At 45.3% G+C, this 16,743-nt stretch carries 11 protein-coding genes and 1 pseudogene; all 12 read right to left on the bottom strand.

All coding sequences use genetic code 11. The annotated features are described in order from the left end of the window. Positions 1-89 precede the first annotated feature (89 nt). Complete coding sequence (locus HNP82_RS17220) at positions 90-797, bottom strand: DUF3991 domain-containing protein (RefSeq protein WP_330599705.1); 708 nt, start codon at positions 795-797, stop codon at positions 90-92. Between the two features lie 517 nt (positions 798-1,314). Then, positions 1,315-2,979, bottom strand: coding sequence for a hypothetical protein (locus HNP82_RS17215; protein ID WP_183776705.1), 1,665 nt, complete (start codon positions 2,977-2,979; stop codon positions 1,315-1,317). Between the two features lie 31 nt (positions 2,980-3,010). Beyond that, positions 3,011-3,679: a hypothetical protein gene (locus tag HNP82_RS17210; protein WP_183776703.1), complete on the bottom strand. Its 669-nt coding sequence runs from the start codon at positions 3,677-3,679 to the stop codon at positions 3,011-3,013. A gap of 185 nt (positions 3,680-3,864) precedes the next feature. Further along, positions 3,865-4,194, bottom strand: a complete 330-nt coding sequence (locus tag HNP82_RS17205) for a DUF6664 family protein (RefSeq protein WP_330599704.1) — start codon at positions 4,192-4,194, stop codon at positions 3,865-3,867. Between the two features lie 80 nt (positions 4,195-4,274). Next, the gene (locus HNP82_RS17200) at positions 4,275-10,103 is read right to left on the bottom strand and encodes an LPD25 domain-containing protein (protein ID WP_243164849.1); all 5,829 of its coding nucleotides are present in this window, start codon (positions 10,101-10,103) and stop codon (positions 4,275-4,277) included. A 992-nt stretch (positions 10,104-11,095) separates the two neighbouring features. Beyond that, complete coding sequence (locus tag HNP82_RS18720; protein WP_074038158.1) at positions 11,096-11,449, bottom strand: TnpV protein; 354 nt, start codon at positions 11,447-11,449, stop codon at positions 11,096-11,098. A gap of 853 nt (positions 11,450-12,302) precedes the next feature. After that, complete coding sequence (locus HNP82_RS17195; RefSeq protein ID WP_003433202.1) at positions 12,303-12,527, bottom strand: hypothetical protein; 225 nt, start codon at positions 12,525-12,527, stop codon at positions 12,303-12,305. 12 nt (positions 12,528-12,539) lie between these two features. After that, positions 12,540-13,232 carry a hypothetical protein gene (locus tag HNP82_RS17190; RefSeq protein WP_183776697.1) on the bottom strand — a complete coding sequence of 231 codons (693 nt, stop codon included), beginning with the start codon at positions 13,230-13,232 and terminating at the stop codon, positions 12,540-12,542. A gap of 1 nt (position 13,233) precedes the next feature. Next, positions 13,234-13,830, bottom strand: coding sequence for a hypothetical protein (locus HNP82_RS17185; RefSeq protein WP_183776695.1), 597 nt, complete (start codon positions 13,828-13,830; stop codon positions 13,234-13,236). Positions 13,831-13,961: 131 nt separating this feature from the next. Then, positions 13,962-14,237 carry a hypothetical protein gene (locus HNP82_RS17180; RefSeq protein WP_183776693.1) on the bottom strand — a complete coding sequence of 92 codons (276 nt, stop codon included), beginning with the start codon at positions 14,235-14,237 and terminating at the stop codon, positions 13,962-13,964. 9 nt (positions 14,238-14,246) lie between these two features. Further along, the gene (locus HNP82_RS17175; RefSeq protein ID WP_183776691.1) at positions 14,247-14,552 is read right to left on the bottom strand and encodes a hypothetical protein; all 306 of its coding nucleotides are present in this window, start codon (positions 14,550-14,552) and stop codon (positions 14,247-14,249) included. A 147-nt stretch (positions 14,553-14,699) separates the two neighbouring features. Further along, positions 14,700-16,649 (bottom strand): annotated as a pseudogene (locus tag HNP82_RS17170) (SpaA isopeptide-forming pilin-related protein); the annotation flags it as partial. Positions 16,650-16,743: the final 94 nt, after the last annotated feature.

Here is a 16,743-nt window from a genome sequence, read left to right as displayed (position 1 = left end):
ACCCACTATCTACATCCTTCTCCCGGGAACTTGTCCACCATATCAGTTCATTATAAAAATCTTAGATTTTTGTCTTGACAACTGAGCCACTATAGAGAAAGCAGATTTTCTTTTTTGTAGTCCTTACTTTCACATTTAAGCAGGGTAGCATAAGATAGTAAATCAATAGCCGCTTCAAACAGATGCACTGACTGGCAAGGCTCTCTTGCCAGAAGGCGAAAAGAATACCGCTTGTCACTTCCCGATGCATCGCCCTTAAAGGAGCTGGCCATCGTACCACGATAGGCAGCATACTTAGGGGTTCCACTTTCATCCTTGCCGATAAAAACAACGTTGTGATATCTGGCGCTTTCATAAATCGTACCGTCTGCAATGCACTCCTGAATGATCTGCAAATCAATGCCACGTCCGAAAAGATACTGGATAACCCGGTCACAGTCTTTATTTCTGGGTGGCAGAAGAAGCTCTTTGGGTTCATCCTTTGGCACAGAAACAGGTGGCGGACTCCAGCCGCCTGCGGTAATACCTGCCAGAGCTTCCACGGCTTCTACAAAGCTGTATTCCTTGACTTTGATCAGATAGTCCAGGGCAGAAACACCGCCAAAACCTCTTGACCACCAGTACCATTTGCCATTGGAAATCTTCAGACTGTCGTGTTCTCTGGTGCAGTAAACATTCCTCGCCACATGCTTCAGATTGTCTGGTTCATACCTCTGCAAGTAGGAAAGCAAGTCCATCTGCCGTGCCTGCTCAATCACGGCAGGGTCAAGCTGCACATAAGGTCTGTTACTTCTCATTCAATACAATCACCTCCTGAAATAGAAAAAGCCGAGGGATTTTCGTAATGAAAACCTCTCGGCTATGTATGCAAAAGAGCGGTATTTACCACTCTTTTTAGACCATATTATCCAATCAATCTACCATCTGGACATCTTCGAAGCGTTTTGCATGCTCCTACTACGCATAGTTTCATTTGCACTAACTTGCGCTGAAATTTCCCTCTCAAGTTTTTTTAACGTCTTAGCTGTAGGACGCCTACTAGCAGGCACCTTAACCAATCTTGCACATCCACCACTTTTATTCATCTCTTTACTTAATATTCTACTTATGCTCATAGCCTTTACCTCTTAGTCGTGCATACGATTTTACAAATCTCCGACATCTTACAAAATGTACAATCATTTCAAAGTACCTATCGCCTAACCATTTTAGCACAACTCACTATCAGTGTCAACGTCCATTTTGAAATACATGCGAAGCTGTAAATTTGCTTTTGTATTTAGTATATGAAATTCCCTTGTTTTCATGAGACGATTACAATGGTATTTTATTCAAATTTTTTCGATACCCATCAAACAAATCGTCTTCTTCCAACTCGATCATTTCATCAAACTCAGGATTAGTTTGTTCTGGATACCTAATCCCTATTACATTTGGATAATGCATTAATATAAGGCTACATGCACTATGACCTCTTCCCAACGCTGAAGTTGCATCTATAATAATTTCTCCAAAAGCCTTTAATTCTTCATAATTATCTGTTCTATAAAGTTCGCACACCCATACAAAGCGTGGCATAGGAACAATAGCATATGTCTCTCTGGCATAAAAATTTTTTAGAGTTTTTGAACGATAGTATTTTAAACTACGTGAAGATGCCATAAACAAACGTATAACAACATCTTCTCTACAGTCAAGAAATCCATCTGCCCAAACATCAATCCCAAATTGTTCATGATGTAAAATAGACCTAACTATTGCTGCAGCATCAGACGCATCTAAAAACATTCTCTTATATAACGGAACTGCAATATTTTCTACTCGCATATCTGGATATAAAGAAAGTTGCTGAAACGGTCTGACTTGATAAATTGGTTGATTATCATCAACCACAACATAATCTTCATAAAAATCAGCAGAGTTTATAAGTGGATGGCAATGGTCTTTATTATCCCAAGAAATCCATTTGTTTCGTTTAGCCTTTTTAATTAATTCTTTATTGACATTCCCATGACCAATACATACTATAGAGTGTCCTGAACCATTGTTTCCAGTAGGAAGTAAATTCAACGCAACAGGAATGCCCGATTCAATATAATAATGCAAATTTCTTTTCAACTCATCTTCTTGTGTAACTTTCGATAAACTATATTTATCTATTGAAGACAAATTATATAATCTTGGAGAAAATCCAAACTCTGACAATACTTTGGTCAATATAGGATATGAAATACCTCTAGATGGCAAGACCCGTTCATGACTATGTTTTTGTTCATTCTCCAGTATTTCACTAGGAACAATGCTTCTATAATCACGATAACTATTAGCATAATGTTCTAATAAATTTAGTATTGTTACTTCTGCACACCTCATAGTTTCTTCATCTTGCATTCTGTATGGAAACGCATCGACAAAAAACTTCTTGCCATAAATATTTAATTCATATCTGGATAAACGCACATATATTGGCAATACTTTTGAATTAACAACATATTGGGGATTAATTAAAGTACGTCCCATAACACCTGTTGTTAGGGGATTTAAAACACAAGCTCCCATAAAATGGTCTGAAATTTGCTTCTGAATCTCCGTATCATGTGCAAAAAAATCTTCTTCTCTTACTTCTTGTGCAAAAAAAGATAATCTTCTAGAATATCTTTTAACATGAAAATGTTGATTTGAAAAATAGGTATAATAAGTATCTCTATAACTGGAATCAATGTGATAAAATTCTTGAACAATAGTAAATGGTCTCGGCAATTGTTTTAATAGATTACGTAAATCAAGCATATAGTCACTCATAACATCACTACTTGTTTCATATAGACTATCTCTAAATATTGATTCACAAAAGCTTGGAATAACATCTTCATAATTTTCATCTTTTATAATTGTAAAGATTTCTTCACTATAATCCAATTCTTCTACTATTAATTTTTCATCACTATACAATTCTGCTTGCGTTTCCATATCACTCATAATATTTCCCTTTTCTCTAAATACAGGCTTATTATTTAAATTTATAAACGTATTTATGGTCTTCTTTTCTTAATCCGAGGAGTCCTTTATCATATAATGACTTTAAAGCCTGCTCAATTTTATCTTTCCGAACAAAACTACAAGTATCATTTTCTTCTAAATAATCACACTCCCAATTATCATTGTGCATATTACAAATAGGATGTTCTTCATTCGGTAACCAACTTATCAACTCATCCATTGTAAATTCACTATGTTCTCTAAAATGCGTTGTTGCTTGCATATAAACACAGAAATCCCAATCATCAAGTTTTTTAACAGCCGTAAATAATTCCCACAAGGCTACAGCAATACCAGAGCCAACCGAAACCGTAAATCCTGCAAAACTTCCCTGTGAGATATGTAATATTAATGCATCAATTAAACCTGATGTACAAGAAACCTTCAAAAAGTCTAACATGATTTGTTGTACTCGTATATATCTCGAACCTAATAACAGCTGACTAGGTTTTTCAATCTGATTTTCCCATAATGAAATCATTTCTTTTGCAGAATCCCAATTGTTTTGTTCATAGTCTCCTGTCAATGCAGCCAAAATTTCTGCTTTATGTTCTTTAAGTTGAGCATTATCAATCGAATCTGCTATATATTGGTCAATAACCTTTTCCAACTCTTTATACGAAATGTAGTATTCAGCCATAATAACCTATCTCCTCTTTCGCTTTAGGATTATTTTTAAGTATATCATGCAATGCAAAATTTGTCGACATATCAATTTGGCTAAGCGTCCAGATACAGCAAACTCAAATAATAATATACCCCTCTCGGCTATGTAAAAGACGGCATCAACATCACGTCAACGCCACCTTTTTTTCGGTCAATCCATTATAAAATCCCTGCTTTTTTCAGATACCCAACACCATCATAACAGCCGCGGAAGTAAACCGTCTGCATTTCAATATCTGTCAGATTGTTTCTAAGCTCCATGACTTTGATCAGAGCCGCACATTCCTGCTGGGATAATTCCTCTGCTGTTTCGGTATCAACAGCCTCCAGCACTTTGGGATATTGTTGAAATATCGCTTCCATCTGTTCCTGAATGGCACGGTAGTCCTCATTGCTTTCCGACAGTTTCGCAATCACGGAGCTTAGATGTTCACGAAAGATATTGCTGTGGACATCTACAAAGGTTTCAAATCTGAACTCGTCAGACACCGCTCTCACCTCCGATAGTTTCATTTCTACACTTATTATACTGCCCATATTTATGCAATACAAATGTGCAAAAAGGGAATTTATCTCTCCCGGCTTGCGCATTTTCTTTCGGGTGGTTCTTCACTTTGCTCCGGCTCTGCGTCAAGCACAGCGGGATCTTTCTGGTCTAAATTCAGCTCGATGTTGAGTGCATTGAGCCGTTCTGATTTCTCTTTCAGCTCATCTTCAAAGGCAAACGGCTTTTCCACCTCAATCTTAGCGGTTTCAAGCTGCTCCATCGTTTCTGCTTTTTTGATTTTTGCGGCTTCCAGTTTTGCAGGAATTTTCGCAAGCTCATTTTCAATTCGGGTCAGGTTACCCAGTGGATCAGTACCTAAATCTACTTTGTGCTTTGCCTTTCCGCAAAGATATAAACAGTAATGGGCATTGAAGGTATCATAGAAAACTTCCAGTTTGAACCCACGATAGTTTCCGATTTCCGCAGGCTCGGCCATCGGATATTCTTTACAGACCGCAAGAAGCATCTCGCCTGCAGCTGCTTTTTCTGTATAAGTGATCCCCTTTAAGGTCATCGGACAGAACTTTTCTTCGCCCTGCGGCTGATGCTGCTGGGCAAGGGAAGCATCGGCTTCATAGCAGACAATCCGCTGTTCACACTCCTTGATGGTCTGCGGGAAGTATTTGAGTATCCTGTCCTCAAGGTCATAATGTTCCGAAAGATAACTCTGTTTCAGGACTTTGAGCTTGGAAACCTGTATATCCAGATCCATTTTTTCCTTGAAACGCTCGTCTCCTGTGGCAAGCATTTTGACTTCCGCAAAGGAAAGAGCCACTTCATCCACATCTTCCGCAGAGCGGACAGGACTTTTGCTGGTCATGATCTGGGAGATAAATTTCTGCTTCGATTCCACCAGCTGATAGAGATAAGCATCAAAGGTCTGCTCCGTCACATAACGGTAAACCTGAACTTCCGGGAACCTGTTCCCCTGGCGCTCAATACGTCCCTGGCGCTGTTCCAGATCGGATGGACGCCACGGGCAATCCAGATTATGAATGGCAATGAGTCTGTCCTGTACGTTGGTACCTGCGCCCATCTTAGGGGTTGAACCGAGCAGAACTCGGACTTCGCCGCTTCTGACCTTTGCAAACAGTTCCTTTTTCTGTGCGTCACTGGTAGCTTCATGGATAAACCGTATCTGTTCGGCAGGGATACCACGGGCGATCAGCTTTTCACGGATGTCATCATAGACATTAAAAGTCCCGTCATTTTTCGGGGTAGACAGGTCGCAGAACACCAGCTGGGTTGCTTTCGTATCCGCATATTCTTCCCAGATGCGGTACACGTTGTCCACACAGGCATTCACCTTGCTGTTTGGATCATCCGGCAGCATGGGGTCGATCATCCTCTGGTCAAGGGCAAGTTTGCGCCCATCGTTGGTAATTTTGAGCATGTTGTCCACATTCGGCTCCACAAGCCTTGCACGGACTTTTTCTGCTCGTTTGGCAAGAGAAGCGACCAGTTCCGTCTGGATTTCACTTGGCTTGGTCTTGATGTTGTGATACTTGACCGCCGGAACAGGGAGCTTCAGCATATCGGCGGTCTGAATATCCGCCACTTCCCGAAACATCAGCATCAGCTCCGGAAGGTTGAAAAACTTGGCAAAGCGGGTTTTCGCCCGGTAATTGGTTCCCTCCGGAGCCAGTTCCAGAGCGGTGACTGTCTCACCAAAGGTGGACGCCCAGCTGTCAAAATGCTGCAAACCATTCCGTAAAAGCGCATCATACTGCAAGTAGCGCTGTACCGAATACAGCTCCACCATGGAGTTACTGATCGGGGTTCCCGTGGCAAAGATCGTTCCCCGGTTGCCTGTGATTTCATCCAGATAGCGGCACTTCATAAAAAGGTCGCTGGATTTCTGGGCTTCCGTCTGGGCGATCCCGCCTACATTGCGCATCTTGGTATAAAGATACAGGTTCTTATAAAAATGGCTCTCATCAATAAAGAGCCTGTCGATACCGAGCTGTTCAAAATCAATGACGGTATCCTTTCGCTTGGTGTCATTGAGCTTATCCAGTTTTGCTTGAATCGCCTTTCTGGTTTTCATCAGCTGCTTGATCGTGAACTGTTCGCCTTTGCTTGCCTTCACATCATCAATTCCACGCTCAATATCATCGATCTGACGTTGAAGCTGTTCTCTCTGACGCTCAATGCTCATTGGGATTTTCTCAAACTGGCTATGCCCGATAATGACCGCATCGTAATCGCCGGTGGCAATGCGGGAACAGAACTTTTTCCGGTTGCCCGTCTCAAAGTCCTGCCTGCGGGTTACAAGGATATTGGCACTTGGGTACAGCCTAAGATACTCGGAAGCCCATTGCCCCACAAGATGATTGGGAACAACGAACATCGACTTATTGCATAATCCAAGGCGCTTGCTTTCCTGTGCCGCAGCAACCATTTCAAAGGTCTTTCCTGCGCCCACCTTGTGGGCAAGGAGTGTGTTGCCGCCATACAGGATATGGGCAATGGCATTGACCTGATGGGGCCGGAGCGTGATTTCTGGGCTAATACCGCCAAATACGATATGGCTTCCGTCATACTCACGGGGACGGACGGAATTGAACGTGTCGTTGTAATATCGCACCAGTCGGTTCCTGCGTGCCGGATCTTTCCAGATCCAATCCTGAAATGCCTGTTTGATAGCTTCCTGCTTTGCCTGCGCTGCCGTGGTTTCTTTGGCATTGAATACGGCTCTTTTATTGCCGTTTTCATCATACACATAATCAAAAATACGGGTATCACGCAGGTTTAGGGTGTCCTCAATAATACGATAGGCGGAAGCCCTTTTTGTACCATAGGTGCTGTCCGCCTTGACATTTCCGAAATCGGAACTCTTATTTTCAATAAACCAGTCGCCATTCATTGGGGTGTAGCGCACTCGGATTCTTCCTGCCGCATAGCTGGAAGGGGTCAGAAGCTCCATAACAAACCGCTGAATATCCTCCTGCGGTATCCAAGTTGTACCCAGACGGACGGAGATTTCTGCCGCTGACAGGTCTTTGGGGATCACCGGCTTTAAGGCTTCTACATTGATTTCATACGCCGGATCTTCCTTTGCCGCAGCCTGTGCGCTTAGAAGTTTTGTCCGCACATTGCCGGACAGATATTCGTCAGCAGTCACATATTTTGCCGGTTCCGAAGCAGGGATACGAAAGATCACGCCCTGCAATTCCTGTACCAGTTCCTCCTGGGGTTTGCCTGTAAGCTGCTCCATATAAGGCAGGTCAACGAGAGCCTTTTCCCCGATAGAAAGGGCAAGGGCTTCGCTGGCTGTTTCCACAGAAGTAACTTCCCGGTGGGGCTTGATCGTCCGCTTCGTGAACATATCTGCTTTTCGTTTGAAATTGCCCTCATCATCCAGCACTTCCAAAGAGCATAACAGGAAGTAGCTCTCATCCGATGCAAAGGCCAGATAGTTGCCACGGCTGTTGATCAGCCCATATTTTTGGGAAAACGCATCATACAGCCGGTTCAGGTTTTCCTGTTCGGTGCGTATCATTTCTTCTGGATAATCCTCCGTCTGATACTCGATGAGCTTTCTGACACAGTCACGGATCTGGATCAATCCCTTGATGCGGCTCTCTGCGGTCATGGATACTGTGGCCGGAGTCATGCGGTCATTTTCCCGGAAGTAGACTTTGCCATCCACCATGGTAAAGGAAAAATTGCGTACATTTGGATCAGCAGGAACAGAAGCGTCCGGCTCATCCGAGATTTCATCAATCCCTTTTTCATACTCCGGGATTTCTCCCTGAATGTTCTGGACAGCTTTGCTTAACAGATCCGCAAGTGGAATGTCTTTGTATGCCTTGCAGACAGAGTCAAAACCAAAGCGGGTACTTTCCATTTTCATTTCGCCCAGGATCATTTCCGGGTGCTGTACAAAATAGCTGTTCATCGTGATCCCGTTCTCATCGGTATCCAGGTGTACCCAATCCGGTTCCACATCCGCAATGCGGTCACGCTTTTGCAAAAAGAGGATGTCACTGGTGACCTCTGTCCCTGCATTGGCACGGAACGTATTGTCCGGCAGGCGGATGGCTCCTAAAAGTTCCGCCCTTTGTGCGATATATTTCCGCACCTCCGGGCTTGTTTTGTCCATCGTTCCCTTGGAAGTGATAAAGGCCACTACGCCGCCGCTTCGGACTTTATCCAATGCTTTCGCAAAGAAATAATCGTGGATCAGGAATTTCTGGGCGTTGTAACGGCTGTCATTGACCTTAAAATCGCCAAACGGTACATTGCCGACAACGACATCAAAATGGTCATCGGGAAGTTTTGTCTGCTCAAATCCCTCAATGGCAATGCTGGCTTTCTGGTAAAGCTGCTTTGCAATTCTTCCCGTAAGAGAGTCGATTTCTACACCGTGAAGCGTTGAGCCTGCCATACGATCCGGGAGCAGGCCAAAGAAATTGCCGGTTCCGCAGGACGGTTCCAAAATCGTACCGCCGGAAAATCCCATATGGTCAAGGGCTTCGTACATGGCTTTGATGACAACCGGCGGGGTATAGAACGCTGTCAGAGTGGACTCCATGGCTGCCCGGTATTCTTCCGGGGAGAGGCTGGCATTCAGCTCCTTAAATTCTTCTGCCCAGGCAGCATTGTTCTCGTCAAAGGCCATGGATAGGCCGCCCCAGCCAACATAACGGGCAAGAACTTCCTGTTCTTCGGGTGTAGCAAGACGATTTTCCAGTTCCAGCTCATGGAGCAGATGGATGGCTGCCATGTTGTTCCTGAATTTTTCTTTTGCACCGCCGACACCTAAAGTATCTTCTGTAATCCGATAATTGTGCCGTTCAGAAGAAGGCGCAGCGGATTTGTCTGTGTGTTCTTCTGAGGAAAGCTCTGGCTGTGGCTGTTCCAAAAGCCTGCGGATATAACTGATCTTTTCCACACGATTGATCGGGAAACCAACATGGTTCTGGAATGTGATGTCACGCATAGACACATCACCGCTGATTTCTCCTACACGTTCAATCCGGTATCTTCGGTTGTCGATCACGATTTCCTTACCGATCAGGTCGGAAGAATCCTGTGAAACTCCATCTTGTTCTTTTTCTTCCTGTCCGGCAGTGGGCTGCAATTCAGCAATAAGCTGTCTGCAGATCTCTTTTTGTTCTTCATCCTCCAATTCTTCCTGCCACTGCGTCAGCTGTTCCACATAACTTTGCACATGCGCCGGATCAGCTAAATCTGCCTCGATTTTCTGAATGGCATCCTCTTTGGTTTCTCCAACTTCCAAGGTGTCCTGATACTCATATGGATCAACTTCCTCAATGAAGTCCACCAAACGCCCGGCAAGGCTTGTATTCTTATCCTCCGGGATACGGAACCAGTCATTTTCGGTTGCCATGATGTCTGCAAAGAGCTTCTCGTCCTCTGGCGTCAGCGTCTTATGCTGTTCCAGATAGGGAAGGAATACATCTCGTCCCCATTGCAGGCTCTCTAGTTTCTCACGATAGAAATCCTCGCCCTGTTTCTTCCATTCAGGAATAAATGGACAGTTGGGGGAAAGGGAGTATTCATAGAAGTTTTTGATATGGGCAATCAGATCGCCCTCGCCATCTCCAATGTCAAAGCGTCCCTCATAGTGAAAATCCTCGCCGCCGATAGTGGCCGTAATCTCAAAATCGGTCTTGTGATACCATCCAACATGATTTTCTTCCGCCTGTCTTTCCCGGTGCTGCTTCTCGTCCAAAACACCCAGAAGATAATTGCCAAGGGCAAAGCTCAAATCGGTGTATCGATCCTTCAGTTCCCGGTCATAAAAGACGGGGTGTTCTGAAAAACCGATAGAAAATATCAGACGGTCAGGCTTTGTTTCGGCAGGTGTTTCCTTGTCCTGCATTTCTGTGATGATGACCTTGAGGTGGTCATTGGCAGGATTTTCACGGAGCTTTTCTTCAAAATCCGTCCGGCTCATTTCTTTCCCGAACAGGGGAAATTCAGGATTTTGAAGGGATACAGCCGTTTCATCAAAGGCAGATACTTCATATTTATCTGCTCCCAGATACACCGTATCTCCCTCGTGATAGAGGTAGCGGACAGGGTGAAGCTCCAGAAGTTCCTGGGAAAAGCGCCATGCATTGCTCCGGCTGTAAACGCTGACGGTCTGCCTCTGCACTTTCGTCAGAAAATCAAGCAGCTGCTGGACAGTGGCAGGCTCTGAAAGAAGCTGCTCCATCTGTTCGGCAGGAACATCGGCAAGATCGGCACGATCCACTTCTTTGAGCAGATCCTTTTCGTAATGATCCAGATCACGGATAAAATCAGACAGCCGCAAAGAAAGGGTATCTCTCTTATCCGCAGGCGGAAGATCACGGTGGGCATCAATAAAACGCTGCCTTGCCATTTTCCGCTGTGCATCAATTTCATACTGAGGAGCTCCCACACTTTCCAGAAATTCAGGATAGTGGTCTTTTTCCTTGGCATTAAAATAGCGGTCATTTTGAATCAGTTCCCTGATCCGTTTTTCTACTTTTGACCACGAAAGTACAAGGTCGGGGTTTGTATAGGAACCATGCTTTTCAATTCCGATCCCTTTACTGTCATGCCATGTCCCGCCCTGTGTCCCATCGGGATAACTGTGCGTACCGCCGCCGGTGCCGTACTCATTTTTAAGAAAGGCAATATTGGCTTTCTTATCCTCATGCTTCTGAAATTGACGGTAGATACGGTACTTGCCATTTTCAAAGCCGCTTCCTCTTACCAGGACAGAGTCAATATCTTCCTGTGAAACAGAAAAAGCAGAGGATCTTTCGTCCTCTGCTTCTGCAATCTGTTCGATTTGTTCCTCTACGGTAGGAAGATTGGCTATGACTTCTTCTTCATTGGCTGTGCTTAGCGGTAGATCAGCTCGTTCAGAATCAGCTCCTCCGCCTGACTGCGAATGTTGTTCATCATTCCCACCCACTGCATCGGTGCTTTCTCTTTCAGTTCCTCCGTCACGCCCTGCTCGGCTGACAGCTGCTTCGTCAGAAGTTCCAGCCTCTGGAGCGCTGTCTGTTCCGTCTGGTACAGATGCTCGTTCAGCCTGCCCTGTGTCAGAAGGTTGAGATAGGTCACTCTCTTGTGCTGCTCCAGATAATCCCGGTGCATCAATGCGTATCTGCCAAGCGGAAGTTCTGGCTCTGTCGGTAATGTCAGGTCGGGAATAAGATAATCCCCCTGACGGGTATATGTGATGTTCTCCATGATTATCGCTCCTTTCGGGTTGTTTTCTGCTTCTATCATACGAAGATTGTGTTTCCTGCGCAAAGGTGCGGGACTGTGTTTTTTCTGCCACCTGCACATCCCGGATCGTTTGTGAGATTTCCCGGAGTGCCATTTCCGCAATGTCACTTGTTGCAATACCAAGGGCGTTAATAGTGGCAGGGGTATTAAAGTTCACAATGTCCTGAAAATCCTCACGGTCAAAGTATTCGCCCGTATCCAGACCACAGCGGCTGACCAGCATAAATGCCACACTGTTTACGGCCAGCCGCTGGTACATGACCTCAATATTCAAATCGTCCAGTTCTTCTAAGAAACTGTCCGCTGTCACATCTTTGAGCTGTGAAAGATAGTCCTGCAGATGATCTTCCACGGCATTTTTCGCTGTTTCCATCAGGGCAGAGGCAAGATCGGTACTTTCCAGTTCTCCAAACCTGTCAGAAAGCCGTTCCATCACAGGCTGCTCGTATCGGGTTTCCATCTGCCATATCGGAACAGGACGGCTGCCGTAATAACCTTCGTGTGTGTCTGACACATCAAAGTAATATTTCAGGGTATTCCTGCGGCCTTTGGGGTCAAATACCGCAATCCCTTTGCTGTCTTTATTTACCCAGCGCCGGAACTGTTTGTTCCAGGTTTCAAGCTGTGCCACGGCAACCGCATCCGGGCGCTGGGCAAAGATTAAGAGCTGTTCGTCAAAGCGGCATTTGTAAGTCCGGCAGGCAGCGGCAAGAAAGTTCTGCCATGTCTGCGGGTTCTTGGCTACCGCAATTTCTGTGCGCCGATACAGCTCGGTAATCAGCTGATACTTTGCAGCCATTTCATTTCCACCTCCTTATTGATTTTCAGGATTATTCCTTGTCCTCTCCGTCAAAAAGGAAATCACCCTGTTTGCTTTTATGCTTTTCTGCAATTCATTGATGAGCGCAATGTCCGCCACGGTAATGCCCTGGATAGAGAGAATATCGTCCATCGTCATGGCGGAGATTGCTTTTTCATCGGTAAAACCAGCGTCCAGAATCTTATTGATGACTTTGACCGCTTTCTGGTTGATCGCCATTATCTATCCTCCTTATCGTTCATATTCTTTATGCCTGACGGTTTTATGTGGTGGTTTCTGGGGTTTGGGTTCATAAGTGTGGCCGTTTCTTTCCATACGCTCGGCAAATTCACAAATGTGATAGATATTTCCGCCGATCTCTGTATGGTATTCATCAATAAAGCGGCAGGAACGTTCAGCAGTTTCGCCCCATGATAAATGAAGAATAATTTTCCCGCCGTCAGGAATACGGAACAATTCTTTGTAATGCGGATCAATAAACCGAATCCCTTGTGCTGCTTTCTCCATATGTCTGTCCAGCCATTCTTTCACATAACAGTAACAATAGAAGTTATAGTCACCCTTTGTCGGATTGCACCGGAATAAAAAGGCATATTTCTCCGTGTCCATCCGAAACCCATATTCTGTGCAGTAATTTCCCTGCAAAGCACTGGAAGGGTAGCTCTTTGCGAAAGCCTTCATATCATATCGGTTATGCAACAATCCGTGATCTTCCCGCAGGGTATTCACCACTTCATCAAGGTCATTTTTGAATTCTTCTGATTTCCATTGCGGTCTGGTATCAAACCATGTGGTATAGAAACCATATCCAGAGTCAGCAAAATCGCCCCGCAAATGGCCAATATTGCCGGTCTGCCCGCTGATTTGAGAACTCTGTGAATACACATAATTTTGTTCAGCCGCAGTTAATGGTCTGATTTCCATATCAACGTTCCTCCCGGCTGTGTTTCGCTTTTTGCTCTTTCTGGATGGTTTTCAAGGCATCCTTGGCCCATTGGGGCATACGCTCCGGCTTGATCTCACCAAGGACATCATACCGTTCCCAGCGGCTATGCTCGCCGGTAGCAAGGCAGGTACCAAAGACCGCCTGACCTCTGCCGCCGGTGGCACCGTTTCCGCCTTCCGCAAGTACAAGCTGGTAAGCAGCGTGCTGATATTCATATCGCTTCGGTTCTGCATTGATCACAACCACCTTGCCCACAATGCTTTTATTCCTCATATCAGGGATACAGTCAGCGGCTGTAAAGGGGGTAGGGTCAAATTTGAATTTTTCCTGTTCGGCTCGTGTCTGTTCGATCTGTGTCTGCACACGGTCACAAAAAAGCTGCATGGCTTCCAGATAATCCTCTGTGCCTACGGCTTCGGTTGGCCAGGGTGCGGAAAACGGATTATTGTAATCACAGTAGCAGACTACATAAGGATGTTCCGCCCGCTTATCGACACAGAAAACAACTTCTTTCTTTCCGATGTGGATACTCTGTTCCACAGCATAGTTGCCGATCATCCTTTTCTCGTCATTCATCAGCATCATCCTTTCTTTGTTTTTTCCTGTTCTGCTCGTCTAAGATTTTTCGGATACAGACATCGCAGAAAATCATTGACCTGTCCTTATATCGGGGATAGGGGCAGGTCGTACAGTCATATTTCTTCTTTTTACCGTTCACGGTCATCACCGCTTTTCTGCTTTGGGGAAGAAGGGTTATTGTAAGGCAGACGGCATTCCGTCTGATACCGCTCATTCAGTTTCTCCCTCGCCGCAGAAAGTTCATTGACATAGCAGCCCCAGAAATAATCCGTTCCGTTTTTGCAATACCAGCAGACATAGGGGTTCGGGGCTTTCGGGTTATGACCGATCACCAATTCCGTACTCCCGATAGTACAGCTTTCTATAATCTCATAACCGGCATTGATGCGCTTTTCTTCATTCATAGGCAGACCTCATGATTCTTTCGCATAGTTGCGATAGTCTTTTTCTCCTTTGGCCCGGACACGGCGCACATGGCTGCTCCCCGCAAGCTCCGGGTGCTTTGCCTGAAGTTTTCTCCGTATCCTGCATACGCTCTCAAAACTTGGTAAGCCAAGATATTTGTACTGGGTCATGACCTCAGCCAGAGGCATTGCCCCGGCACCTTTCAGATAGGCATTGCACACCTTCAGGTAGAGCAGCATATCATCATCTCTGGTTTCCTCGTCTTTTTTCAGAATGGCCTTGATCTTGCCCTCGATGGTTTTCAGATTTTCCATTGAATACCTCCATAAAGGAAAGGGGCGGCATGTTTTGCCGCCCCTCCACGATCACTTCTTATTTCTGTGGCGGATGTTCAGCCAGATGGCTCCGCCTGCAATGAACACAACAAGTGCGATTGCAAGGATTGTTTTTACATCCATGCTTTAATCCTCCTTTTTCTTTTTATTCTTAAAGCCAACAAAACCTAAGACACCGGCACCAAGCACGGAAACCGCCGCCAGCCCAATCCAAAGAGCAGGATTGAAGTCATCGCCTGTTTTCGGTGTTTCTCTCAGTTCGTTGTGCATTTCTACGGTAGCTGTTTCATCCACCTTGATGGTTACCTGCTTGTCGGCAGGCAGGATATATCCAGAAGAAACACTGTCGCTGACCTCAGATACCGTGTATTCGCCAATTCGCAGACCTTCAATGAAGATCTCACCGTTTTTATCGGTCTTAAAGGTCTGGTCATATCCGTTTGTTCCTGTCACACGGAAGGAGAAGCCCTCTACCTTTTTGTCAGAAGAAGTTTTTACGATCTTCAAAGAGCCTTTCTGCGCTGCATTGATAAAGCCAACACCTGCTTCATTTTCAACCGTATAGACCTTTCCATCTTCCTCGATGGACACCGGATAAACATTCTCATCAAGCAGGAATCCTTCAGGCGCTGTCTTTTCACGGACAAGATATTTTCCATAGCGAAGGTCGCTCATCTGGTAAACACCATCGCCCAGTTCGCCCATTTCTCCCAGCAGTTCATCGCCGTCATCCAGTTTTCCGTCACCGTTTTTATCTGCATAGACTTCAAAAACAGCACCGGTCAGCTTATTGTCAGGATAATCTTCATCCACCTTTGTCAGCTCAATGTTGCCGGTAATAAACTCATTGACCAGTTCAATTTTCACAACCTCGTCTACCTTGCTGATGGTTACAGGAATTTCTTCATCGGAGAGTACATAACTCGTCGGGCTTTCAATCTCACGGATGATCCAGTTTCCATATGGCACTTTGGCAAAAGAAAAACTACCATCATCTTCTGATGTGGTAGTTGCAATCGCTGTTTCGGTTGTAAATTCCTCTGTACCGGTCTTAAAGATACCGATAAGCGCACCGCCTAAAGCATTTCCATCCTCATCGGATTTCTTTCCACTGACAGCTCCATAGATCAAATCATTTTCAATGGCTTCGCCCTCATTGGCAGTAATGGAAACGACAGCGGTTTCCTGACCGGCGTACTCAAAGACAACCGGGTATTTGGTTTCATTTTTCAGATAGGCCGCATTGGTACTGATTTCCTGTACATAATAGCTGCCCATCGGCAGGTCGCTGACTGCCTTACCGTGTCCATTCTCATCAAGGGTAATCACCTCGATCAGACCGTCAGCCGGAATGGTCGTTCCATCAGCGGCGGTCAGTTCCTCGGCTGCATAAAGCCCAAAGGAAACATCAAAGATCTCGCCGTTGTTTCCAACGCCATAATCCTCATCGACTTCAAGGCTCTTGGTCAGGTCAATTTCAACTTTCTGCCTTTCGTTGTAGAAGCTGGTGGAAGTTTCGGTCACCGCTACTTCCTGACCGGCATAGATAAGCTCAACCGAGTGAATTTCGTCATTGAGAACCATACCATACGGAGCAGTGATTTCCTTTACTTCATAGCTGCCCAGATACAGTTCCTTGCTGGTTGCCGTCCCGTCTGCACCTGTGGTAATGGTATCCACAACCTCGCCCTTAGAAGCTCGAAGGGTACCATCCAGCGTATAGATGTCCTCGGCTGCGGTGATCTCATATACCGCACCTTCCAGGCTGCCGACTGCAAAAACAGGCTGATGCATTCCTCCGGCTTCCGTAACAGAGCTGAACATTTCGCCGGACTTGGAAACGGTAATGGTTCCTTTCTGGGCTACGTTTTCCCTTACCACCTCAATGACGGTAATGCCGCTTTCCTCAGAGGAATCCTCCTGTACCACATCGAAATAGACGGGTTCAGAATTCAGAACATAGCCGTATGGAGCCTGTACTTCAACCAGGGAATATCCGGTTCCATACTCCAGTGTCTGCGGAGTGATCAGTTCGCCGTCTGCCGTAGTATAGAACGTGTCAATGGTTGTGACTTTGTTGTCCGGCACTTTCTACCAACCTTTTTTATCCCAAATCCTGCAAAATAAACGAACCCCCAGAGTAAAAGATTCTGACGGATTTTCCCGCACT

It is taken from the genome of Catenibacillus scindens (assembly GCF_014202115.1).
Classification (GTDB): Bacteria; Bacillota; Clostridia; order Lachnospirales; family Lachnospiraceae; genus Catenibacillus; species Catenibacillus scindens.
This window is presented reverse-complemented; position numbering and strand designations above follow the sequence as displayed.